A 23,819-nucleotide genomic window follows, 5' to 3' on the forward strand; every position below is an offset into this window, starting at 1 on the left:
CAAGCGAAGCGCGTTTAACTGTTTTCCAACTCTTAATTAAAAGGCAAAAATTTCTTGTAGCGGGTTGTCACCGGTGGAGCGTTGGTACTGGGGTCCCCGCCGCCGGCGACTTACCTCGAACACGAACTGGGTATTACTCCCCTGCAAACGATAATTTGTAAAAATACGTTGATAAATTCATAAAAGCCTCCATAAGTTAGATCAATCAAACTAACTTATGGAGGCTTTTATATTTTATGCCAATATGAAGGGATTTTTCACAATCCCTTTTTTATTTTCGCGCCAAAATGGCAAACAGCGGCACCGAATCATATTGCATCGCTGGATCATTGTGGACAATATCGGCTATGTCTGCTTCAACCTCCACGGTCATATCCAATCCCTGCAAATACGCGGCATCCCACGCCGGCCGCCGATGGGTACTGATGCGTACGGCATCTTTAATCGCATTACAGGTATCGACCATTGCCTGATCGATGCCTGCATGGACATTCGCTTGATCTTCTTTCTGGGAAAAAGTTTCCAGCCCATAATCGGAATCGAAATTCATAAGCAATCCACCCGGCTTAAGCACTCGCTGCCATTCCCGGTAAGCAGCCATCACATCCGGCAGCGTCCAAGTCAGATTACGGCTGATTACCACGTCAAAGGAGTCATCCGCAAAGGACAAAACCTGAGCATCCATTTTCTGGAATTTCACCGATACACCACTGGCCATGGCATTCTGCTTCGCCTCATGAAGCATATCCCCTGACATGTCAATGCCCGTCACCTGATGTCCCATTCCAGCCAACAATATCGCAAAAAAACCAGCGCCAGTTCCCACATCCAGCACACGAAGCGGCCGATCCTTGGGCAGTCTTTCTGCCAAAAAACCTTGCCAGGCCACTCGGCTTGGTCCGGCCAATTCCCGTAAGCGAACCTTGCTGAATGCACTGCTTCGTACATCCCAATACGATTCGATTTCCCGGTTCAATGCCGTATAATCCTCCAACGCCTCGTCACACCAAACATTCTTCGAATCCATACGCGTCCCTCCAGTAGATCTTGTCTGTCTCTATTGTAAAGGATTCTCTGCCACCAGATAAGCCCCCCTGGGGGTTATGATAATTCCTTAAAAAATGTATCCCTCATTATAATAATGCTCTTAATCTCTTCTAAAAAAGCCGCGCTATGGTATAAACAAAGCGATTGACAATTGCATGTTTTTGAGGAGGCTTAACACATGGGTGACGATAATAATAATTCTTGTGGCAGCAGCTACAGCGGCTGCGATTCTGGATATGGTGGCGGCTATGGCGACTATGGTGGCGAGGGCTCTGCCGGTGGCTACAGCGAGGACGATTCCAGCAACAGCTATGGCAATGACGGTTCGACTGACGGCTCCAGCGATAGTGATGACGCTTCAGACAGCGATTACAGCAGTGACGATTCATATTCCTCTGACGATGATGGGGATAGTTATGGTTGGGGCTCGGCTTATAGTGATTACAGTAGTGATTCCTACGTCAGCGATGATGAAGTGGCGGATACAATGGATTTTTCCGATGTCGCTTCTGGCTGGGGTGCAGTAGGGCGTGAGGCCATGGATAGTTTTAGCAATTTCTGTGAGGGACTTATCGCGAAGGACGAATCCACCAATAACGAATTTCCCAGCACAGCCCCTTCCTATACAGACCTTTACGATCCCGAAGGTTATCTTGATGCTTCCAGAACCCCAGACGATGACATAGCGCCTGATAGTAAGGGGATTATAGCCATGGCAGTAGATGCCATAGCAGATGGCATAACACAACGGCAACAAGAGATAACCGAAGAACTGCCGGATTTTGTAACAACGGTGAACGATTCCAAAAATACCAGCAGTTATCTTAGCGATTTAGGCAATCCAGACGAAAACACCTATACGCCAGCGCCCGATGATGTACCGACTGGCAATCCGGGAATTTTGTCGATGGGCATGACGGCTTTGGCGGACCATTTTAATCATCCTCCACAGGAATTAATTGATGCCGCCAATGAAATGAAGGAAACGGTCAATAAGGGGGATTTATCCTCTTATCCCGAAGATCAGCCGGCAGAAGAGGCTCCAGTAAATCCTGACGATGATATTGACCCCAATAGTAAAGGCTTCATTTCTACCGTAGCTGAGGCATTGACGCTAGGGGCAAAAGCCATAGCAAACCGCATCAACAATCCATCTCCAACGCTACAGCAAGCAGCCCAAGAAATGAAGGACCGAGCAGAACGAGGTCAAATTTCTGCTTATGCAGACGATGAATACTCCCATGAGCAGGAAGAAAATTATACCGGCTACGAAATAGGCCGACAAAACAGCGAAGCACGCCTGAACGCAGTGATGGGTGCTATCAATACCATAAGAGGTAATTCACTGGCTAAGAACACGACGACTACGGCAGCAGATACTGCTCTATCCGAAAAACATGTATTTACAAACGCTTCAATGACACCAATAAAAGAAGCCGGGATAAAGGATATAGCCGGTTTCGCCAAATATGCTGCCATATCGTCAAAAGCAGTAGCCAAAAATTCCGTTGTCGCTATAGGGGTAGGAGCTATGGATGTCTATGATGATTTCACCAATCCCAATTATACGACAAGCGAAAAATTCACAGCGGCTGGTATTGATGCGGCAGGAGTTGCATTTGCTGTAGGCAGTAGTGTACTTACAGGCGCTGCAATCAGCTTCTTTGGATTGACGGGAGCACCCGCAATTGCCATAGCAGCAGGCAGCGCCATTGTATTTGGGATAGGGATTGATGCGCTCACTTCACACGAAAAGAAAGCGGTATTAGAAAATGACTAATTTAAAAATAAGTAAACCTCTCTTGTTTTTATCCATTTCCTTGACGGCATTGGTCAAGGGAATGGATAAATATATCAACGAGAAATTGCTTTGGGGATGCCTTTTAATATTGTTTATAAGTTTAGCTGTATATTGCTGGAAAAAACTTCATCAAAAAATAATCCTTCTATCGTTTGGCTTCTTTGGCATAGCGTGTTTGATTGGATTTTTTTGGCAAGTTAACACCCCCTATGATGGCGTAACCAAAGGTGCATTGATTCTTTGGTCGGCTTTTTTTGCACTTGCATCCATAGTGATAAACAAAATGAACGAATGCAATGAAGCAGACAAAAAGTTGCTCAAACTAATCATTTGTTTCACAGGCGGTTCATTGTTATTACTATGTGCACTTGTATATGTTCCTATTTTGATAAAACAGCTACTATGAAGATAAGATACAAATTCTCCATAGCCACTTCGTTAAATTAGCAAAATCACCAGCAAATTCCATCCCTGCATACAAATCGACTGTATTAGAAGTGCGGATGGATGCATCCACATCACAAGAAAAAGAAGCGGTATTAGGAAATGACTAATTTAAAAATAAGTAAACCTCTCGTCTGTTTTTCTATTTCATTGATGACTTTGGTTAAGGGATTAGATACATATATCAAAGAAAAAATGATTTGGGGATGCCTTCTAATTTTATTTATATGCTTAGCCGTATATTGCTGGAAAAAACTCCATCAAAAAATAATCCTCCTATCGTTTGGGTTATTTGGCGCATCTTGTTTGATTGAATTTTTCTGGCAAACTGACACACCATATGATGGCATGCTAAAAAATATGGTAGGCCTTTGGATGATATTTTTTGCCATTGCGTCTGTATTGATTAGTAAAATGAAGGAATGTAATGACGCAGACCAAAAGGTAGTGAAGTTAATTGTTGGACTATTCGGCGGTTCGATATTTTTATTATGTGCAATTGCCTGTCTAATTTTTGGGATGAAATCGTGATGCAAAAAATAAATTATAAATCATTTTTTATTTACATAATCGGCTTAGCACTGGGGAAAATATTAAATCATTCTCTGGGAAATACCGACATGATACTAGTAGTAATGGGAGCAGCTAGTATTTTTTTAGCTTGTTATTATTATTGGAAAAAGCAACATCAAGAATGTATTATATTATTAATTGTCTTTACAATTGCTTGTTTGATGCCAGTAAGTGTAGAACAATATTCGGAAGATATTCGTTATCTATCGCTTATGGGAAGTATCGTTTTTATGATAATGGGAATAAATATTTTCGTTATATATCGAAGCAAAAGCGAATCAGATAAAGCGAAAAAGACGTTCATGCTAACAGCAGTTGGGGTAAATACATTAATTTTATTATGTTTCTGTGCGATAGGTTTATATGCTTTTTTGCAGTAAAAGAAATCGTAAAGATGAAATAAACAAAACAGCCTAACAGCACCTATTCTGGTTGCCGTTAGGCTGTTGGTTTTTAGAAGTTTACGTTATTCCACATCGAGATCCGCGGTAATCTGATAATAGTCACAAGCATGGGAGGTATAGTTCTTGACATTCGCCTTGGAAATCATGCTCATCTTGAGGAAGGAGCAGAATACGAACGCATGGTCATCGAGAACCACCTGTTGCATCTGCACAGCCAGCTCAGCCCGCTTGGCCGGGTCAAACGTCTGGCTTAGCTCTGCCTCCAGTCCATCGAGTTTAGCACTCTGATATTTTCCCTGATTCTTGGTGGCATTGCTAGTCGCAAATACCGTAAACCAGTATTCCGGGTCCCCCGTCGGGGCCTGGACATTTGCCATCGCATAAACGTCCCAGTTCTTCGGATTTTTTACCACCTGATTATTATCCGCCGTGTTATTAATATCCACCGCGATACCAATATCCTTCAGCGTAGCCTGAGCCGATTCTGCTAACAGCGGCAGTTCTTGACGGCTGGGATAAGTCAGCCATTTGACGATGAGTTTTTTACCATTTTTTTCGCGGATGCCATCGCCATCGGTATCCACCCAGCCGGCCTGTTCCAATACTGCCTTAGCACCTTCCGGGTCATACTTCTCGGCTGTAACCTTATCCCCGCCAAAGGCGGAACCAGCCGGGAATACACCATTAGCCGGGAAGCCATTGCCCTCCAGTAATTTATCGACAAAGTTTTCCTTATCGATCCCCATAGAAATCGCCTTGCGGACAGCAGGATCCGCACAGACTGAATCCGGGTCGAAATTCATTTTGCCAAAGAAGCAACGCGACGTAGATATCTGCGATATGGTGTATTTGTCATTCTTGAACAGCGGATAGCTTTCATACGCCATGCCATAGGCAGCCTGCACCTCACCAGATTGCAGGGCATTTGCCAGGGTATTGCCATCCGTTATCGTGCGAATCGTAATCTTATCGAGTTTCGGCTTGCCGCCCCAATAATTGTCATTTTTCTTGAGGGTCAGATGGTCATCGGTCTTCATGTCCGTAGCGATATACGGTCCAGTACCAGCAACAATGCCATTGTCAAAGCCAGCATCCACGTCGATGATACAGCCATAGGGGTCGCCAAGGTAATTAAGCAGTGCCGGCTTCGGCTCCGTCGTTTTGATGATGATTTCCTGACCATTGGCCTCGATAGAAGCCACCTTCAAATCCTGCTTGGCGCGTTTGTTGTTTTCAATCAGATGTTCAAGGCACTGTTTCACGGATGCACCATCCATCTTGCGGCCGGAAGAATACGTGACATCATCGCGCAGGGTAATCTTCCAAGTAAGCGGGTCAGTATTTTCCCACTTGGTTGCCAGCCACGGCTGGATTTCCATCGTATCGGAGTATTTGACCAATGTCTCTCCGACACCATAACGGATACAAGCCCAGCCAGCATAGGCATTATGCGGATTGATATCCGGTTCCTCGTTGGAACTATTGAACGTCGTATCGCCGATAGTCAGCACCTTTCCCGCATCAGACTTCCCCGTCTGACTGCCGCCACAGCCGGCCAATGCACCGATACAGATACTGGCACTTACGGCCAGCGCCAAAAGTTTTTTCCACTTCATACAATTTTCTCCTTTCGCCTTCCCAAAGAAAGCCTCACAAAACACTGTCAATCAGCATTTGCGTATATTCTATCTGCGGATGACGGATTATCGCTTCCGCAGTTCCCTCCTCTACAATTCTGCCATCCTTCATAACGAGCACACGGTCACAAAAATCCTGAACCAGGGCAATATCATGGCAGATAAATAAATACGACATGGAAAGTTCCTGCTGTAAGCGATTTAAAAGCGCCATAATCTCCGCCTGCACCGTCACATCCAGTGCCGATGTTGCCTCATCGAGAATCAATAGCTGCGGCGCAATTGCCAGAGCGCGCGCAATCGCCGCCCGCTGGCACTGCCCTCCACTGACCTCGTGGGGATAGCAATTGGCAAAATCCGCACGGAGCCCGCAAAGGGTCAATAACCGGGCGGTTTCCGCTTGGGCCTCAGCTTTCGTAGCGCCATGGTTCCGCAAACTTTCGGCAATACCGTCTCCTAAGGTACAGCGCGGATCAAAACTATCAATAGGGGATTGAAATACCATCTGCATTTTTCGGTACGCCTGCTTTAAGGTATTTCCGCGGGCATTGGTAATATCTACCCCATCGAGAAAAATCTGCCCAGAAGTCACAGCGAGCAGCCGAGTCACCAGTTTTGCCACCGTAGTCTTGCCACTGCCGCTTTCCCCAATAATGGCCACCTTCTCACCGACGCCCACAGTAAAACTCACATCATCCACCGCCAGCACCTGTTCCCGGCTGCCAGCGGAAAAGACTTTTCGCAGGTTTCGGGTTTCCAGTACCGTTTCCATTCACTCACCTCCGCAGACATGGCACTGCCGCCAGCAATTTCTTCGTATATGCCGACTGCGGCTTTGCCATAACCTCATGGGTATTTCCGTATTCCACACAGGAACCATCCTTCATGATGAGGATTTTATCCGCCATTGCCCGGATGACACCGATATTATGCGTGACCAACAGGATACTCGTGCCAAACAGCTTGCGTGCCCAAAGCATTTCCTCAATGACCTGTTTTTGCACCGTCACATCCAGTGCCGATGTCGGTTCATCGGCCAGCAGGAGCTTCGGCTGCAGGAGCATTGCTGCCGCCACGCCAACTCGCTGCTGCATGCCCCCCGACAACTCGAACGGATAACTATCTAAAATGCGGCGGGGATTTGCAAAACCAAACTTCGCCAGAATATCCTGGGCCTGTTCCTCAAACTCAGCGGCATCCTTTCCCCCATGGGCCTGCATCATTTCCCAGAGCTGCGCCCGTACCGTGCGGATAGGGCAAAAGGAGTTGCCTGCCGATTGGAAAATCATCGCGATTTCCGAGCCACAAAGTGCCCGCAGTTCTTTTCCGGATAAATCGGGTAAATCCTTATCCCCATACCAGATATCCCCCCGTGTCACAACACCGCCCCGTCCTAGAAGCCCCATAGCCGCCCGCAGGACCGTCGACTTACCACTGCCGCTTTCCCCGGCAATACCGAGAATTTCTCCTGACTGCAGTGCAAAGCTGATATCCTGTACGACCCGTTTCTCGTAATAACGGATATCTACCTGTTCATATCGTATGATTTCCCTCATGATTACCTCCGATTCTTCGGGTCCAGCCAATCACGCACGGTATCGCCCAGCAGATTGAAAATCATGACCGAAAAGAAAATCGCAAAACCTGGAGACAGCGTCACCCAAGGCTGCGTCGCCAGCAGATTGCGCGTATCACTCATCATACTGCCCCACTCGGGAATCGGCGGCTTTGCCCCAAGGCCCAAGAACGACAGGCCCGCCAGCTCAATCATCATCGTGCCAATATCGAGCATAGCCGTCACCAAAATCGGTCCAGCAATATTGGGGAGAACATGCTTGCCGATGATTTTCAGCGGACTACTTCCCGCCATCCGGACAGCCTGCATATAGGGAAGTTCCTGCTGCGCCAGCGTCTGGCTGCGCGCGAGCCGTGCATACTTCGGCCAGCTGATGGCCGCCAAGGCAAAAATGGCGTTATGAACGCCGCCCCCTAAGACCGCTGCCACGGCCAGCGCAAATACCAGGCCCGGAAACGCCAGAAACATATCCGCCAGCCGCATGAGCACGGTATCTATCCATTTGCCCATCCAGGCACAAAAGATTCCAATGATCGTGCCAAAGCCAGTGATAAAACAAACTAACGCCAGCGTAGAAAAAATGCTCGTGAAACTTCCCGCAATAACCCGGGAAAACATATCACGGCCATACCGGTCCGTCCCCAAGAGATGCTGTGCCGATGGCGCAGCCTTTGCCAAGGACATATTCTGTTCATAGGGATCATACGGACACAGATATTCGCTAAAAAAAGCCGCCAAAATCAAAAGTGCGGCCACCGTCGAAAAGAAATACAATTTCCGCTTCAACCTGTCCCGGCGAATTTTGGGAGCACGTACACTTATTTCACTCATTTCCGGCTCCCTCCCAAGCGAATGCGCGGGTCAAACTGATGATACAAAATATCGGCCACCAGATTCACCACCACATAGATAATCGCCATCCACATGACATAAGCCTGAATCAGTGGATAATCACGCATATTGATGGCATCAACCGCCAACTTTCCCACACCATCCCACATAAAGATGCTCTCAACGATGGCCGTGCCACCGAGCAAACTGCCGATGGAAAGCGCTAACAGCGTCATAATCGTCAACATAGAAGCTTTCATGACATTTTTCCATAGGATAACCCGGTCGCTTATCCCCCGGGCCATAGCGCCCTGCACATAATCCTTATTGAGCTCCTCTAGCACTGCCGAACGCACCTGCCGCATGTACTTGGCGGACATCGCAATGGCCAGCGTCAGCGTCGGCATGATCGCACTCTTGAGGCCCACGCCGCTGGAAATGACCGGCAATAACTCCAACTGTATGCCTAAGAGCTGCATCAGCAGCATCCCGACAAAAAAATTGGGCATAGCATTGCCAATAAAGCTACAAAACCGCAGGATAAAATCGGTCCCTTTATCCTGGCGTACTGCCGCCAAAATCCCCGCGGGAATAGCAATCACCATCGTCAGCAGGATCGAAAGCGCCGTGAGTAAAAGCGTCGCCGGCAGCTTCCGCAAAAAAGCCGCGAGCACGGGTTCTCCCGTAACATAGCTGATGCCCATATCCCCATGGAACATCCCCCAAAGCCAATTCACATACTGTGTCAAAAACGGAAGATTTAGCCCCAATTCCGCCCGCCGCTCATCGAGAATCTCCTGTGCCACCTCGACCCCGCGGTTCGTGTACAGCTCAGTTACCGCATCACTGCCAGCCAGATATATCAGCAAAAAAGATAGGAACGTAATGCCAAATAGAATTGGTATTAACTGCCCAAATCGTCGCAAGGCATAATTCATCTTGCCTATCCTCCTCATAAAAATATAATACACAATAATATTATATTAGCGGAATATAAACGATTTTTGTAAGCCCCCAGGGGGGATATTTTCATATTTATACGAAATTTACAGTCATTTTATCCCCCCGGGGAGCTTGCATATCGCCATTAATATTTTTTATAATGGAGTTGATAGTTAGATATATTCCATTCGCTACTTCAGAGGCTCAACTGACTTAGTGGGAATGTATTTGCAGAGAATAACTTCCCGTTTGTCTACTGCAATATATAGTCGCCGTGCATCAGTATAATTATTATTAATCTATACGATGCACGGCGTCTTATTTCCATGATATAATAGTAGCTGTGACCTACCCATACAATAACCAAAAGCAGAGGATAACCCATGACTCATAACCATTTAATTGACCGATTAAGTCAAACCCACCACCTCTCTCTTGATGAATTTACCGATTTGCTTGTCCATCGCGATGAATCCCTGCAGACATACGCCGCCGGCCTGGCTGCGGAAACCGTCGAACGGCACTATGGCAAAAAAGTTTTCATCCGAGGACTTATCGAATTCACCAACATCTGCAAAAACGACTGCTATTATTGCGGCATCCGTGCCAGCAATAGCAATGCACAGCGCTATCGTCTCAGCGAGGAACAGATTCTTGCCTGTGCCCAAAACGGCTATGAGCTCGGGTTCCGTACCTTCGTCCTGCAAGGCGGCGAAGATCCTTACTACACCGATGACAAGATCTGCCAGCTGGTGCAGCAGCTCAAACGCAATCATCCTGATTGTGCCGTCACCCTTTCCATTGGCGAAAAAACCAAAGAAAGCTATCGGCGATACCGAAAGGCCGGTGCCGACCGGTATTTATTACGTCATGAAACCGCCACACCGGCCCATTACCATCACCTTCACCCCCAGACTATGAGTGCTGAAAACCGTTATGACTGCCTTCGCAGCCTTAAGGAACTCGGCTTTCAAACGGGGGCTGGTTTTATGGTAGGTTCGCCGGGGCAGACGCCGGAAGATTTGGCCCGCGACCTGCTATTCCTCCGCGAGCTCCAGCCGGAAATGGTAGGCATCGGCCCCTTTATCCCCGCAGCAGGAACGCCATTTGCCCAAGAAAAAGCCGGCACCCTGGATGAGACGCTGTTCCTGCTGAGCATCATCCGCCTGATGATGCCCGAGGTACTGCTCCCTGCCACCACGGCCTTAGGTACCATCGATCCCCGTGGGCGCGAAAAAGGACTTCTCGCGGGTGCCAACGTAGTCATGCCCAATCTTTCCCCCAAGAGCGTCAGAAACAAATATCAACTCTACGATAACAAAATCTGCACCGGGGAAGAAGCAGCCGAATGCATTGTCTGCCTAACCAAGCGAATTGAATCCGTCGGCCGTGAGCTGGCCGTCGACCGTGGCGACAATGTCCGCTATACAAAACAGAAGGAGGACCAATACTGTGTATAATCCCAAATCAAGCAAAGCCTCAGAATTCATCGATCACGAGGAAATCCTCGCCTCCCTTGAATATGCTGACCAAAACAAAAACAACGTCGAACTCATCGATTCCATCATCGCCAAAGCCAAAGAATGCAAGGGCCTAAGCCATCGCGAAGCCTCGGTACTGCTGGCCTGCGAAATCCCCGAAAAAAACGAGGAAATCTTCAAACTCGCGGAGGACATCAAAAAACAGTTCTACGGCAACCGCATCGTACTGTTCGCCCCGCTTTATCTGTCCAATTACTGCATCAACGGCTGCATCTACTGCCCGTATCACGGGGTCAATAAAACCATCCCACGGGTAAAACTCACACAGGAACAGATTCGCAACGAAGTCATCGCCCTGCAGGATATGGGCCACAAACGCCTGGCCATCGAAGCCGGCGAAGACCCGGTCAACAATCCCATTGAGTACATCCTCGAATCCATCCATACGATTTACTCGGTCAAGCACAAAAACGGCGCCATCCGCCGCGTCAATGTCAACATCGCCGCTACCACGGTCGAGAACTACCGCAAGCTCCACGAAGCTGGCATCGGCACCTACATCCTGTTCCAGGAAACCTACCACAAGGATTCCTATGAAAAACTCCATCCGACGGGCCCAAAGCACGACTACGCCTACCACACGGAGGCCATGGACCGCGCGATGGAAGGCGGCATCGACGATGTCGGCCTCGGCGTCCTCTTCGGTCTCGATAAATACCGCTACGAATACGCCGGTCTTTTGATGCATGCCGAGCATCTCGAAGCCAAATTCGGGGTTGGCCCGCACACGATTTCCGTCCCGCGCATCTGCCCGGCTGACGATATCGACGTCAATACCTTCAGCAATGCGATCGACGACGACACCTTTGCCAAGATTGTCGCCTGCATCCGGATTGCCGTTCCCTACACGGGCATGATTGTCTCGACGCGCGAATCGCAGAAATCCCGCGAACGCGTCCTGCATCTGGGCATCTCCCAGATTTCCGGAGGTTCCAGGACCTCCGTTGGCGGCTACACCCAGGAAGAACGCCCAGACGAAACGACACAGTTCGATGTCTCGGATACCCGCAGTCTTGACGATGTCATGAAGTGGCTCATCGACATGGACTACGTACCATCCTTCTGCACGGCCTGCTATCGGGAAGGCCGCACGGGCGACCGCTTCATGGCCCTCTGCAAGGCAAAGCAGATCCAGAACTGCTGCCTGCCCAATGCCCTGATGACCCTGAAGGAATATCTCGAGGATTATGCCTCCCCGGAAACGAAAGCTGCTGGCGAAAAACTGATTGCGAAAAACATCCCCGATGTAACCAATCCCGCCGCCCGCAAAACGCTGGCTGAACGCCTGCAAAAAATCGAACAGGGCGAACGCGACTTCCGCTTCTGATTCCATCACACATAAAAAAGGCCCGCATAAACGAGAGGTTCCTCTCCCGTTTATGCGGGCCTTTTAGCAAACAATCAATCTTTGATTTTTTCGATTTCATTCTGCGTCCAGAGCGGATGATGATGGGCGGCGTGTTTGGCGTTGATGGTACCATCGCCGAACATGCTGCGAAATTCCGGCCAGTTGTAGATGCCGAGGGGAATATGTCCCCCGCAGACGCAAAGGAACAGGCCCAGGCCAACAATCAGATGAATGCGGTCTGCATAGTAGGCAATCTCCTTCGGAACCAGCGGCAGGGCAAAGTAGAGCACCGCCCCCGTAAGGATGATGAGCAATGTACCGAAAAATACCATGATACCCATCATTTTCTGACCCGAGTTGATTTTTCCCATCGGCGGTACATCGATTTCCTGCAGGAAAATCATTTTCTGCGGATAACCGCCACCGACTTTCATCCATTCAATATCCTGCTTCGTCCAGTGGAACGCCTCACGCCAGAACGCGACCACGCGGCCCGGGCAGAGCAGGAAGAACAGCGTGCAGGCAATCATGAGAATCCAGGCGCCTACGATATGAACCTGCATGGTCAGATGCATTGCCGCCTCACCAAAGGGACGGAAAAACAGAATCACACCCGTGAGTCCGGCTGGCAAAAAGCCCAGGACCAGGCACCAGTGAAACAGGCGGACCGGCAGGCTATGATGAAGGATTCGTTCATTTCCTTTAAAGTTATTATCCATCGTAATCCCACCTTTCTTACAGGACGCTGCGGTCTACATAGTGCGTATGGAAGAGTTCTTCCGCCATCGGACTGAGCGGCTGGAAGTTCATCTTCTTATACATGTTGAGCAGGCTCTGGTTATGATGGCTCTGGCGTTTCGCCTGTTTCTCATCATCCTGATACAGACCTGCCGTACGCATCTTGATGTATTTCGTGCGGTCGACAATGAGGTCTGTCACCGTATAAGCACCAGTCCAAAGAACTGCTGCAATGACGCCAGCAAAACCGAGGAATTCGCGGCGATTGATCTTCACTTCTTTTTCTTTATAGGAATATCTCATAACGTACCTCCTATTACCACGGCAAGATTGCCTTGAACTTGCCGGTCCAGGACGTTCCCATCGGGTTGATTGGCTGACCGCCGCCGTTTACACAGCCGCCCGGACAGTTCATGACTTCGATGAAATGATACGGGCTGTTACCAGCCTCAATCTCTGCGAGCAGCGGCTCGACATTTTTCGTTCCATGGACAACCGCGATTTTCAGCGTGATTTCCTGTCCATTTTCCTTGAGCTTGATGGGAACCTCGGCCGTCTTGACCTCTTTGAGGCCGCGAACCGGCTCATAGCGAAGCTCGCCGAGCTCCTCGCCCGTCAGGACGAAATAAGCCGTGCGCAAAGCAGCTTCCATAACGCCGCCCGTTGCACCGAAAATCGTACCTGCCCCCGTGTATTCAGCCAGCGGATTGTCTTTCTCCTCAGCCGGCTCCACGTTGCGGACATCGATGTTGAGCTTCTTCAGCAGACGTGCCAGGTCACGCGTCGTCAGAACGACATCCGTATCCTGATACGTTGCCGTATGGCCCTTCTTCTTCCAGTAATCAGCAGCCGCCGTAAACTCCGGACGGGATGCTTCGAGTTTCTTCGCCGTGCAAGGATAAACGCCAACGCAGAAAATCTGCTCCGGCTGCACATGCCAAATTTCCTCCGCACCGTAAATCTTAGCTACGGGGCCAGCCATGCCCTGCGGGGATTTCGCCGACGACAGGTGCTGGCGCAGATTCGGATGATAGAGCTCCATATAGCGCACCCAGGCTGGGCAGCAGGAAGTAAACTGTGGCAAAGGTCCAAGTTCTCCCTCCACCGACTGGTTGAGTACGTATTTCTGGATTTTGTGGATGAGCTCCGTTCCCTCTTCCAGAATCGTGTTATCTGCCGCAAAGTTGACATCCATAATCTTGAAGCCTGCTTTTTTCAGAGCTCCATACATCTGCTCCGTGATGAGTTTGCCCGGTTCCATCCCGAACTCCTCACCCAGTGCGACACGAACAGCCGGTGCTACGGTTGCGACAACCGTCGTGTTGCTGTCCTTCAATTTCTCGATGACCTGATCGACTACGTCGACGGTGTCCTCGATTGCTCCGAATGGGCAATTCACCAGACACTGTCCGCACTGCAGACAGCGCTCATTATCAATCTGATGGGTTGCACCGTAGGCGCCAGTGATGGCGTCTGCCGGGCAGAAGGATTTACAAGTATCACAGCCCTTGCAATTCCCCTCATTGATTTTAATGATGCCGGTGAGCTCATTCGCCTGATAAGATTTTGGCATAGCTTTCGTCCTCCCTATCCTGCAAATAATTCTCAATTATATATATCACCTATTATCTCTACTCTATATTATAAATATATGTGATATTTGTTACAAGCTCCCCTAGGGGATATTTATAAAAATTTTTATATAAAAATGCAAAATAGTAGCACATCACATTCATAAATATCCTTTAATGTTCAATTTTTGCCACAAGAAAGCCCCATAAGCTAGACTTCTCAAACTAACTTATGGGGCTTTCCCTCAACTTATTTCATCCAAAATATAGATTTCGAGATTTTTGCGGCCAAAATGTATGGCTTCCGCATGCGTTTCAAAGGCAACATCAATATGGGCGCCACGGAATCCGCCGACATCTTCAGCTACAGCCTCACCATAGCCTGGAATAAAAACCCGGGTTCCGAGCGGAATCGTGCCGGGGTCGACAGCGATAACGCCATGACGCACTTTTGTCCCCGAAGCCGTATACGCCGACAGGCCAGGGTCCTGTGGACTGTACGCCGTAGCCGAAACATAAACCAGTCGGCCACTTCCCCCACGGTATTCGATTGTTGGCGGTTCATAGGAAACTCCCCCCGACAACGCCGAATACGTACCATCACCACATATACCATCTACTTCAAGGCCGTTGGCCTCTTGAAACTTCTTAATCGCATCTACCGTCTGTGGCCCACAAACACCATCGGCCTCCCCCGTCAAGTACCCTTGCTCAATCAACAAGTTCTGTACCGTTTTCACCGCATGGCCACGGGAACCTTCTTTCACCAGAATCGATGCTGCCATAGCAACGGAGGTCAGACATACAAGAATAAGCGTAACTACCAAGGAAAGGATTAATTGTTTCTTCAATAAAACCACCTCTCGAAAGCAATACTTGAAACACTTCTTCTCTATTGACAAGAGGTGTAGTCTTTTAACTACACCTCCCTAACTGTATCACATTTTCTATTTTGGCGTCAAACGAACGAAGAGTCCTTCGAGTGATTACAATTTTTCCGCCAGTATGTCAGCCGCAGCCAATAGACCGGCAATCATTGCCGATGGACGCGGCGGACACCCTGGCACATAAATGTCGACAGGGACAACCTTATCTGCTGCCCCCACGATAGCATACGATTCCCCATAGGTCGCACCACCAGCCGCACACGCCCCGCAGGCCATGACGAGTTTGGGTTCCGGCAGCGCTTCATACGACATCCGTAGCGCCTGCTCCAAATTGCGGGTCACTACGCCGGTAACCACCAGCATATCGGCATGACGCGGGGAAGCGTCAAAATGAACGCCATAGCGATGAAGATCATAGATGGGATTTGACATCGCGCCCATCTCGAAATCGCAGGCGTTGCAGGAGCCCGCATCGAGATGACGGGCATGGAGGCTGCGCCCCAGCTTCTGGCGGATGATATCCGCCGTGACTTCCTGGGCTTTTTCCAACAAATACGGCATCGCCTCCTCCGCGGAATGGCTGATTCCCGCCTCAGCTCCAGCAGCCTTGACACAGGCCTCGACGCAGCGGCCACAAAACAGGCAGCGGCGATAGTCGATACCTGCTTTCGAAAAGGCTCCCACCGGGCAGACCTTTGCACAGGTTTCCAACGCCGCGTCCGGGCACTGGCCCTGGATTTTGCCACGGAAACGCTCACTGCCGGAGAAGGTGATATCTTCCGTGGCAATCTTATCGTGAAGCAATCGTTCCAATACTTTAAACATAGCTCTCTCCTTTAGCGGTCCAGGCAGGCATAGCAGAGCTCAAAGCTCTTATTGATAAGCGGAAAATCGGGGATGATATCGCCCTGTACCGCAATGGGCAGCGCCGGCCAGTTGGGATAAGAGGCACTGCGAACAAAGATGCGGTCAATACAGCCATCGCTGTCCAACGCAACATAATGGAAATTGCTGCCCCGGGCCGACTCACTGATACCCCAGTCTTCGCCGGCCGCCTTCGTGATTTCTACCCGCAGGACTGTTTCATCCACGGCCAACATATCCAAAAGCTGGGAAACCATTCGCAGGCTCTCCTGGAATTCTTCGATGCGCACCGCCAGTCTTGCGGCTACGTCACCGCTCTTCTGGGTGACCACCGCAAACTTCAACCCCGGATAACAGCCGTAGTCAAAGTCCCGACGGCTGTCATGGGCAAAGCTGCTGGCACGGGCGCCGACACCGACCATGGCCAAATCCACCGCCGTCTGGTGGCGGACAATGCCCGTGGTGTTGATGCGGTTCTGGAAGTTTTCCTGCTCCGCAAACATCTTCGCCAAGTCAGCCATATTCTTCTCTGCCTTCGATAACGTCTCGCGGATATCCTGCTGCAAGCCAGCATCGATATCCATCGTCACACCACCGGGAACGATGACGCCGCGCAAGAAACGGTTGCCCGCCAGACGCTCCTGCAGGCGCATCATCATTTCCTTCGTACGGCCGCCCAGGCTAATCGCCGGGGCAAAGCCGACACCAGCCGGAATGTTGCCACAATCGCCAATATGATTCGTGATGCGCTCGATTTCCATTAACAGGGTGCGGATAATCTGTGCGCGCTGGGGAACCGTGACCCCGGCAATCTTTTCCACCGCCTGGCAGAAACTCCAAGTATTGGCGATGCTGCAGGCACCGCAAATGCGCTCGACAACCGGCAACGCCTCCCACGGCGTCTTCCCTTCCATAATCTTTTCGAGCCCGCGATGGGTAAAAAAGAGCTTGGCATCAAGCTGGAGCATCGATTCTCCGGCCTGACTGAAACGGAAGTGTCCCGGCTCAATGATACCTGCATGAATCGGCCCGACCGGGACTTCATAAACACCTTCGCCGTGGGCAACGCTCATGCGGATTTCACTTTCCTCGCCAGCCTTAGCCCGTGGGCTGTCCGCTTTCTCTGCCCGCTTGCGCAGCGGATGAAAATCCTTCGGAAAAGTCTCGTGCAGCACCAGCGGACGCGGGTCTGGATGCCCCACCGGCACCAGCCCGAACATATCCTGAATCTCCCGCTCATACCATGCGGCCGCCGGCAGGATTGGCGTCAACGACTCATAGCAGAGGTCGCCATCAGCCGGGAGCGCTGCTTTCAAAACCTGCATGCGCTTTTCTTCGGGAATCTCAAATACCACATAAAGGGCATAACCTTTTCCCAGCTGCGTCTCATCACGGCCAAACATTGCCGTCAGCGGATGCTTGCCCCCCTCGGACAGTGCCCCAGCCTCAGCCCGAAGGTCTGCCACTTTGATTTCTTTTACATTTTCCATCAGGACATCCCTCCTAAGATAATCTGGCCAGCAGTCACGAGAAGGTCACCAAGATACGGGAGCTCCAACAGCGTGCCGCTGATAATGCCGCTTGCCAGCAGGAGCACCAGGAGGACTGCCGTATCCAGACGGCCCATGAGCTCCCCTGCCGATTTGCGCTTTGGCTTGCCTCCCATCATACGCAGGGCGTGATAGAGAATACCGATGAGCATACCTGCCAACAGTACCAATGCCAGCATACCAAGCCATGGCCGGTCAGCCAAGAAAAAACTATCAATGATATAGAACTTACTGAAGAAGATACCCATCGGCGGCATACCGAGGATACCGACGATTCCCAAGAGCCAAAACAGCGAAGTGCGCGGCGCCTGTTGCAGCATACCATGCATGCGCATCATATTCTTCGTGCCATAGGCCTCCATTATGGTTCCCGCCGTGTAAAACAGCGCATATTTCACCAACGCATGATTCATCATGTGCAAAAGAGACGCCTCAACAGCCAGCGGCATAAACAGACCGAAGCCAGCGGCCATCAAGCCGAAATTTTCCATGGAGGAGTACGCCAGCATGCGTTTGATATCGCGCTGGATGACGACAAAGGGAATGGCCAAAGCAATCGTCAGCAGGCCAAAGAACAGGAACAGGCTGCTGATAAAGCCCATGCCTACCGCCGGCATAATCACGATGACATTACGCAGCAGCACATAGATGGCACAGATGCAAAGCGCGCCGGAAAGCAAACCACTCGTAAGTGCCGGTGCCTCAGAATGAGCATCCGGCAGCCAGGCATGCATAGGTGCCAGACCGACCTTCGTGCCATAGCCCACAAACAGGAAACAGAAGGCAACCTTCGCCAGCGCCGGATTCAGTTCGCCGCCATGAACCGACAGATACTGCCAATCGAGAGCCTGGGCCCCTCCCATAGCCAAAATCTGCGCATAGTAGACCAGAATCGTACCGAGCAGTGCCAAGCAGATGCCAACGGTGCAGACCATGACATATTTCCAGGCAGCCTCCAAGGAAGTACGCGTAAACTTAAACGCTACGAGCAACGCCGAAACCAATGTCGTCGCCTCAATCGCGACCCACATAAGGCCCAGATTATTCACGAGCACCACAATCATCATCGTCCAGACAAAGAGATGCGAAAGCGCATAAAAACGGCCTTCCAAGTGGCTGAACCGGCGCAGATACCCATAGCGGATATTGGTGTCGCGGTCAAGATAGGCTTTACTGGTCCAGGCAAAGGCCAGATAAAGCATCGTGACAATGATAAGCATCCAAAGAGCCAAAGCATCCAGATAGAGATACCCAAACGAAACCGGCTCTGACGGGTCAAACTGCATGACCAGTTTGATGACAATAGCACCTGCAGCCACAGCCGTCAGGCGGTTGAGCCAATGAAGCAGACCTTTCCCCAGTACATTGACGGCCGCAATCAAACTGAACAGCGGCGGCAAGGCCAGCAGCGTATATACCAGCTGCGGAATGGTAAAATTGAGTTCCATATTGCTGTCTTATCCTTTCAGTTTCTTCATGACAGTCGTATCCGTGGTCATGAACGAAAGGCTCATGCGATTCGTCAGGATGACCAGTACGACCACGGCAATGAGGACATCGAGGAAGACACCCAGCTCAACGACGAGCGGCAATCCCTCCGTAATCAAAAGTCCCAAAAGATAGATGCCATTTTCCAGCGTGATAAGGCCAATCATCTGCAAAATAGCCCGCTTGCGCATTACCATGAGGGCCAGGCCTGTCATAATCATCAGAATGGATGCGGCAATGATACTGCGCCCCGGCGTCCCCGGCAGCAGATGATCGACCAGCAGATAGCCAAAGACCAAAAAAGCTGCCGCTGCCATCGTCGAATAATTGACGTTGATATCCGAGACGATTTCGCGCTCATCCGTGATTTTTCCTGCCAACCGCAGAATCGCCCCAGGGATGAAGAGCACCTTGACAAAAATGGTCAACAGCCCCGGCAGCCAAGCATGGAGACCGCTTCCGGCACCGAGTCCAATCGCAAAGCAGGCACCGGCAATGATTCCCGACTGCGCCGCCAGGCACAGAATCGAGCGCTTCAATTCCATGATTCGCGTCTGCAAGAAGACGACAAAAATCAAGAGTACCACTAAATATTCCATATTGCGTCTCCCTCCTTACTCAGCAATCAGCGAAACAATCAACAAAATAAGCGCTGCCGCCAGATAGACCCGGACTTTGAAGAGACGCATCTTATTGTTAAGCGTCTCCACCACGCCGATGACCAAAGCGCCAAAGAGGACCTTTATCGCCACCGGAATCGCCAGTGGCAGGTATAACGTGCTGAAAAGCACGAGGAAAATCAGGATCTTAAGCATGCTGCCCAAATGGATAAGGGACAGCAGCCGGCCCGAATACTCCAGCGTCATGCACTCATGAATCATCGTAAGCTCCAAATGCGTATCGGGATTGTCAACCGGCAGGCGGCTGTTCTCGGCCAGCATGACGAGGAAGAACGCCACACAGGTCAGCACCGCCGGTACCGTGAAGTAAAACGTATCGAAATCAATGACCATGCGCGTAAGGGTCGTAGACTGATAGCGCATGGCATTGACAAGAATCGCCAGCATAACCGCCGGCTCAACGAGCACGGAGATATACACCTCACGCGAGGAACCCATTCCACCAAATGCCGTAGCTGAATCCATAGCGCCAAGCGTCATAAAGAAACGTCCCAGGGCCAACAAATAGACAAACACAAACGCATCCCCCAGGCTGAGGCCAGCACTGCCTGCCTGCAAACCACTGACCAAAAGCCCTGGAACCATCGCGGCAGCCATCAGCGTCGTGCCGAAATAAACCGCTGGTGCGAGGATAAAGATTTTGCTCGTATAAGGCGTAACGATGACAGGTTTGCGCCACCATTTCCAGAGGTCAAAATACTCCTGCAGGACGCTGGCGCCCTGCCGTTTTTGCAAGATGGCCTTCGTCTTATTGATAAGACCAACGATAAACGGTGCGAACACCAACAGCAAAAGCGCCTGCACAAGCCCCACGCCTAAACTCTGTACCATATAGACCATCTCACATCACCCCCCAAATCAAAACCGCCACCATGGCAATCATCGTATAGCCGATATAAAGGCGAACACTGCCCTGCTGCAAAAGATGCAGGAGTGCCGACAAGCGGACCATCAAATGCTGAACCGGTACATAAAGCTTCTCGGTGAACTGGTCCGGAATAAACAGATTATAATGAACCGAGCGGCCAAAATACGCATGCTCCTTCTTGAGGAAGGTGCGCTCCTTGCGCGGTTTCAGGATAAAATCAAACGCCCGGCGCAGCGGTTTCGAAAAGCCCGTTGCCGTATACTGCTGGCGGCGCGTCGGCACCGTACCGCAGTTCCACGTCACATCTTTCTGGACGTAGAGTCCCTTGCCCTCGAGAACAAAAGCCAGGATAGCCGTAACGATAAGCGCGAGCATCATGAGCATAAACGGACTGTACGCCGAATAAGATGCTGCGTTGGCAAAATCGCCGATACCATTCCAGACCACCGCATCGGTGCTGACCATCGGCAGTGCCATCATCCCCCCCGTAAGCGAAGCCTGCATAAGCTGTACCATGGGCATCGGGAAGATGCCCAAAACGAGGATGAGCAGGGCCTCAAGGCCCATGCCCAGCAGCATAAAAAACGGCATTTCATGCGCTTTCAGAACCAACGCTGACCGGCGGCGGCCCAAAAAGACTACGCCGTAAAGGCGGACGAAACATCCCAAAGCCAGTGCCCCGGTAAGGCCCATGAGCACAAAGGCAGCGATGACGAGCAGGCGCAATTCCTGCGTTCCCGTCTGCCAGCCCAGCGTGACAAAACTCTGCAAGGCCATCCACTCGCCCACCAGCCCCGTCGTAAAGGGCAGCGAGGACAGCGACATCGCACCGATAAGCGTGAAGAGCGCCGTAACTGGCATCTTTTTGGCCAAGGCGCCCATGAGCTCCACATTCTTGCTGCCGACGGCATGCATGACCGCACCGGCACTCATGAACAACAATCCCTTCATGATGCTGTGGCTGAGGGAATGAACCAATACCGCCGTAAAGGCTACCATTGCCATCGTGCCATGGCCCGTCTGCACGAGCAACATCCCGCAGCCAAAGGTGGCAAAGACAATACCCATATTCTCAACCGAGGAATAGGCGAGGATTCGTTTCATATCCTTTTCCATCGAAGCGTAGAGCACGCCGAGGAACGCCGAGAACAGTCCCACGAGCATGACGATAAGGCCATAGGCAAAAACCTCCATGCCGAGGAAATAAAAGACAAAACGGCCAAAGCCATAGACGGCTACTTTGAGCATAACACCACTCATGAGCGCTGACACATGGCTCGGAGCTGCCGGATGAGCATTGGGCAGCCAGACATGCAGCGGCATCAAGCCGGATTTCAACGCAAACCCGATAAAGGCTGCGGCAAAAGCCACGTGGCGCAGCGGGCCTTCCAGCGTATTATGCGCCAAATCCGTAAACAGCAAACTCGGCGATTGACTGCCAATCAAGTAAAACGCAATGAGAATTGCCGCCGTACCCAAATGGGTCATAACCATATACTGGTAAGCCGCATGGACCGTTTCCTTCTTCTTGCTCTCATGATTAACGAGCAGGAAAGATACCAGCGCCATGACCTCCCAAGCCAGGATAAACGTAAACGCATCACCAGCCATCAGCACCAGCACCATCGAAGCGAGAAACAAGTTCCAAAGACCTGCAAGTGCCCGGATTCCCGTGCCGCGATACGCCTTGCCATAATCCACGCCATACAAGCTGATGATGGCTCCAGCCAATCCCGTAATGACTAAAAACGCCGCGCTCCAGCCATCAGCCACCAGCGTATAACCGCTCCAGCCGATATCCACCAATGCGCCAAACCGTCCCAAAGTCAAACCTGCGGGTACTCCCCACCCGCACATAGTCCCAAGATACGTTGCCGATGCGACCAGCGTCAGCGCACTAGCAGCAGCTGCCAGCACCATGCCAATTGCATGGGCCGTCATCTCCAGCCGTTTCGGCCAAAGCATCGTCATGGCGCCCATGGCATAAAGCCCCAGCGCCAGGAATAAGAAATCCATACATGCCTCCTAAAAACACTTCCCAAACAATAAAAAATAACTCCTTAATGATGCAAAAAGAAAACAGACAAAGAAAACTTTGTCTGTTATCAACGAATTTTATGCACACAGAAAACACTGTATGATTTCGATATTATACTACATTTTGCCAGGGATGGAAAGCATTCGCCGCAAAAAATCCGCCCATCATTCCGGTGCCGTCTCTGGGGAGGACTTCCATCCCCGCTGCACCCAGGCAATCAACGTGGCATTGATATGGCCCAGCAGCAGGCCCAGCACATTCGCCCCGGTAATCCACACAAAGGCCATCAACAGGCTCATAAGATAAGACTCCTGTACGGGAAAGGCCTGCAGATAATACCCGGCAAAAATACACGAAAAGGAATTAAAGGCCACCAGCGACGACGTAAATGCCGGCAGTTTCAAGAAAATCATCAACAACAGGATTGCCACAAAAACCGCTGTCATCGAAGCGGCCAGGGGCAGCATAAATTGTTGCAGTGCATCCGTCAGGGCAATCGCCGACAACGCCAGCACCGCAGCCATAATCGCCGTGGCCCCTCCCTCCCGGATAGCACGTTTTTTATTCCCCAATGCGATATACCAAGCCCAGCCGATAAAGATTGCCCAAACAGGCAATTGAAGCAAAGCCCCCAACCCTGCCAAGGCGGACAACCCCGCTATAATGACATCGGCTGCATTCACCTTCAGCGTCTTCCCCATAAATTCTCCTCCGATTTTCTATCGTTTCTTACTATATAGTATTGTATAGAAATCTTTTCCGCAAAAAAAGGACATATGACTCCAAACCAATCGACAAGCAACAAAAAAGGGCTGTGAAATTACAGTTTATCGGTTCGTGGAGCCTTATTCGAAGCAACTCTTCGCCGCCGCTAGGGGCAGTGCCAACACTACGCGGGAGATGTTTTTCTAAACGAAATTTTTATCTTTAATTAAGCATCGAAAAAGTTGCAAAACGCGCTTCGCTTGAACGGTAGCAATTTTTCGACGAA

At 50.6% G+C, this 23,819-nt stretch carries 24 protein-coding genes; 7 read left to right on the top strand and 17 right to left on the bottom strand.

Annotated elements, in window-relative coordinates; genetic code table 11:
* Positions 1 to 271 precede the first annotated feature (271 nt).
* Positions 272 to 1,027: a class I SAM-dependent methyltransferase gene (locus tag T504_RS0110345; protein WP_051635328.1), complete on the bottom strand. Its 756-nt coding sequence runs from the start codon at positions 1,025 to 1,027 to the stop codon at positions 272 to 274.
* 202 nt (positions 1,028 to 1,229) lie between these two features.
* Here T504_RS0110345 and T504_RS14610 point away from each other — a divergent pair, with 202 nt between their 5' ends.
* From T504_RS14610 to T504_RS0110365, 5 genes are all read left to right on the top strand, one after another.
* Positions 1,230 to 1,574: a hypothetical protein gene (locus T504_RS14610; protein ID WP_156033523.1), complete on the top strand. Its 345-nt coding sequence runs from the start codon at positions 1,230 to 1,232 to the stop codon at positions 1,572 to 1,574.
* Positions 1,535 to 2,827 carry a hypothetical protein gene (locus T504_RS0110350; protein WP_156033524.1) on the top strand — a complete coding sequence of 431 codons (1,293 nt, stop codon included), beginning with the start codon at positions 1,535 to 1,537 and terminating at the stop codon, positions 2,825 to 2,827. The genes T504_RS14610 and T504_RS0110350 overlap by 40 nt, the downstream gene beginning before the upstream one ends.
* Complete coding sequence (locus T504_RS0110355; protein WP_033171011.1) at positions 2,820 to 3,254, top strand: hypothetical protein; 435 nt, start codon at positions 2,820 to 2,822, stop codon at positions 3,252 to 3,254. Before T504_RS0110350 ends, T504_RS0110355 begins: the two co-directional genes overlap by 8 nt.
* A 140-nt stretch (positions 3,255 to 3,394) precedes the next feature.
* The gene (locus T504_RS0110360; protein ID WP_033171012.1) at positions 3,395 to 3,823 is read left to right on the top strand and encodes a hypothetical protein; all 429 of its coding nucleotides are present in this window, start codon (positions 3,395 to 3,397) and stop codon (positions 3,821 to 3,823) included.
* Positions 3,823 to 4,245, top strand: a complete 423-nt coding sequence (locus T504_RS0110365; RefSeq protein WP_033171013.1) for a hypothetical protein — start codon at positions 3,823 to 3,825, stop codon at positions 4,243 to 4,245. Before T504_RS0110360 ends, T504_RS0110365 begins: the two co-directional genes overlap by 1 nt.
* An 86-nt stretch (positions 4,246 to 4,331) precedes the next feature.
* On the opposite strand, the gene T504_RS0110370 is transcribed toward T504_RS0110365, so the two are convergent.
* Genes T504_RS0110370 through T504_RS0110390 form a run of 5 tightly spaced genes read right to left on the bottom strand, consistent with a single transcriptional unit; the run spans position 4,332 to position 9,251 of the window.
* A complete protein-coding gene (locus T504_RS0110370; protein WP_033171014.1) occupies positions 4,332 to 5,885 on the bottom strand; it encodes an ABC transporter substrate-binding protein in 1,554 nt (517 codons plus the stop codon).
* A gap of 34 nt (positions 5,886 to 5,919) precedes the next feature.
* Positions 5,920 to 6,678 carry an ABC transporter ATP-binding protein gene (locus T504_RS0110375; protein WP_033171015.1) on the bottom strand — a complete coding sequence of 253 codons (759 nt, stop codon included), beginning with the start codon at positions 6,676 to 6,678 and terminating at the stop codon, positions 5,920 to 5,922.
* A gap of 4 nt (positions 6,679 to 6,682) precedes the next feature.
* On the bottom strand, positions 6,683 to 7,462 hold the full coding sequence (locus T504_RS0110380; RefSeq protein WP_081823431.1) for an ABC transporter ATP-binding protein: 780 nt from the start codon (positions 7,460 to 7,462) through the stop codon (positions 6,683 to 6,685).
* Positions 7,463 to 7,464: 2 nt separating this feature from the next.
* Positions 7,465 to 8,313 carry an ABC transporter permease gene (locus T504_RS0110385; RefSeq protein ID WP_033171016.1) on the bottom strand — a complete coding sequence of 283 codons (849 nt, stop codon included), beginning with the start codon at positions 8,311 to 8,313 and terminating at the stop codon, positions 7,465 to 7,467.
* The gene (locus T504_RS0110390; RefSeq protein WP_033171017.1) at positions 8,310 to 9,251 is read right to left on the bottom strand and encodes an ABC transporter permease; all 942 of its coding nucleotides are present in this window, start codon (positions 9,249 to 9,251) and stop codon (positions 8,310 to 8,312) included. The genes T504_RS0110385 and T504_RS0110390 overlap by 4 nt, the downstream gene beginning before the upstream one ends.
* 387 nt (positions 9,252 to 9,638) lie before the next feature.
* On the opposite strand from T504_RS0110390, the gene hydE reads away from it, so the two are divergent.
* Together hydE and hydG are read left to right on the top strand one after the other, a co-directional pair.
* Positions 9,639 to 10,715 carry a [FeFe] hydrogenase H-cluster radical SAM maturase HydE gene (gene hydE, locus T504_RS0110395; protein ID WP_033171018.1) on the top strand — a complete coding sequence of 359 codons (1,077 nt, stop codon included), beginning with the start codon at positions 9,639 to 9,641 and terminating at the stop codon, positions 10,713 to 10,715.
* Complete coding sequence (gene hydG, locus T504_RS0110400) at positions 10,708 to 12,123, top strand: [FeFe] hydrogenase H-cluster radical SAM maturase HydG (RefSeq protein ID WP_033171019.1); 1,416 nt, start codon at positions 10,708 to 10,710, stop codon at positions 12,121 to 12,123. Before hydE ends, hydG begins: the two co-directional genes overlap by 8 nt.
* Positions 12,124 to 12,197: 74 nt before the next feature.
* Here the strand turns inward: hydG and T504_RS0110405 are convergent, their stop codons facing one another.
* The 11 genes from T504_RS0110405 to T504_RS0110455 all read right to left on the bottom strand — a co-directional run bounded on the left by T504_RS0110405 (position 12,198) and on the right by T504_RS0110455 (position 23,529).
* Positions 12,198 to 12,863, bottom strand: coding sequence for a cytochrome b/b6 domain-containing protein (locus T504_RS0110405; protein ID WP_033171020.1), 666 nt, complete (start codon positions 12,861 to 12,863; stop codon positions 12,198 to 12,200).
* A gap of 16 nt (positions 12,864 to 12,879) precedes the next feature.
* Positions 12,880 to 13,185: an iron hydrogenase small subunit gene (locus T504_RS0110410; RefSeq protein ID WP_033171021.1), complete on the bottom strand. Its 306-nt coding sequence runs from the start codon at positions 13,183 to 13,185 to the stop codon at positions 12,880 to 12,882.
* A gap of 13 nt (positions 13,186 to 13,198) precedes the next feature.
* Complete coding sequence (locus T504_RS0110415; protein ID WP_033171022.1) at positions 13,199 to 14,455, bottom strand: [FeFe] hydrogenase, group A; 1,257 nt, start codon at positions 14,453 to 14,455, stop codon at positions 13,199 to 13,201.
* A gap of 243 nt (positions 14,456 to 14,698) precedes the next feature.
* On the bottom strand, positions 14,699 to 15,238 hold the full coding sequence (locus tag T504_RS0110420; RefSeq protein WP_081823432.1) for a peptidoglycan-binding protein: 540 nt from the start codon (positions 15,236 to 15,238) through the stop codon (positions 14,699 to 14,701).
* A gap of 201 nt (positions 15,239 to 15,439) precedes the next feature.
* Positions 15,440 to 16,165 (bottom strand): NADH-quinone oxidoreductase subunit NuoB, encoded by a 726-nt coding sequence (nuoB, locus tag T504_RS0110425; protein ID WP_033171024.1) that lies wholly within the window; start codon positions 16,163 to 16,165, stop codon positions 15,440 to 15,442.
* Positions 16,166 to 16,176: 11 nt separating this feature from the next.
* Positions 16,177 to 17,694: a hydrogenase large subunit gene (locus T504_RS0110430; protein WP_033171025.1), complete on the bottom strand. Its 1,518-nt coding sequence runs from the start codon at positions 17,692 to 17,694 to the stop codon at positions 16,177 to 16,179.
* Positions 17,694 to 19,202 carry a proton-conducting transporter transmembrane domain-containing protein gene (locus T504_RS0110435; protein WP_051635329.1) on the bottom strand — a complete coding sequence of 503 codons (1,509 nt, stop codon included), beginning with the start codon at positions 19,200 to 19,202 and terminating at the stop codon, positions 17,694 to 17,696. The genes T504_RS0110430 and T504_RS0110435 overlap by 1 nt, the downstream gene beginning before the upstream one ends.
* 9 nt (positions 19,203 to 19,211) lie before the next feature.
* Complete coding sequence (locus tag T504_RS0110440) at positions 19,212 to 19,841, bottom strand: hydrogenase (protein WP_033171026.1); 630 nt, start codon at positions 19,839 to 19,841, stop codon at positions 19,212 to 19,214.
* 15 nt (positions 19,842 to 19,856) lie between these two features.
* On the bottom strand, positions 19,857 to 20,762 hold the full coding sequence (locus T504_RS0110445) for a respiratory chain complex I subunit 1 family protein (RefSeq protein WP_231473897.1): 906 nt from the start codon (positions 20,760 to 20,762) through the stop codon (positions 19,857 to 19,859).
* 1 nt (position 20,763) lies between these two features.
* On the bottom strand, positions 20,764 to 22,806 hold the full coding sequence (locus T504_RS0110450) for a proton-conducting transporter transmembrane domain-containing protein (RefSeq protein WP_033171027.1): 2,043 nt from the start codon (positions 22,804 to 22,806) through the stop codon (positions 20,764 to 20,766).
* Between the two features lie 186 nt (positions 22,807 to 22,992).
* Entirely contained in the window at positions 22,993 to 23,529 is a 537-nt protein-coding gene (locus T504_RS0110455; RefSeq protein ID WP_033171028.1) for a DUF1097 domain-containing protein, read from the bottom strand.
* Positions 23,530 to 23,819: the final 290 nt, after the last annotated feature.

It is taken from the genome of Selenomonas sp. ND2010 (assembly GCF_000702005.1).
Lineage (GTDB): Bacteria > Bacillota > Negativicutes > Selenomonadales > Selenomonadaceae > Selenomonas_A.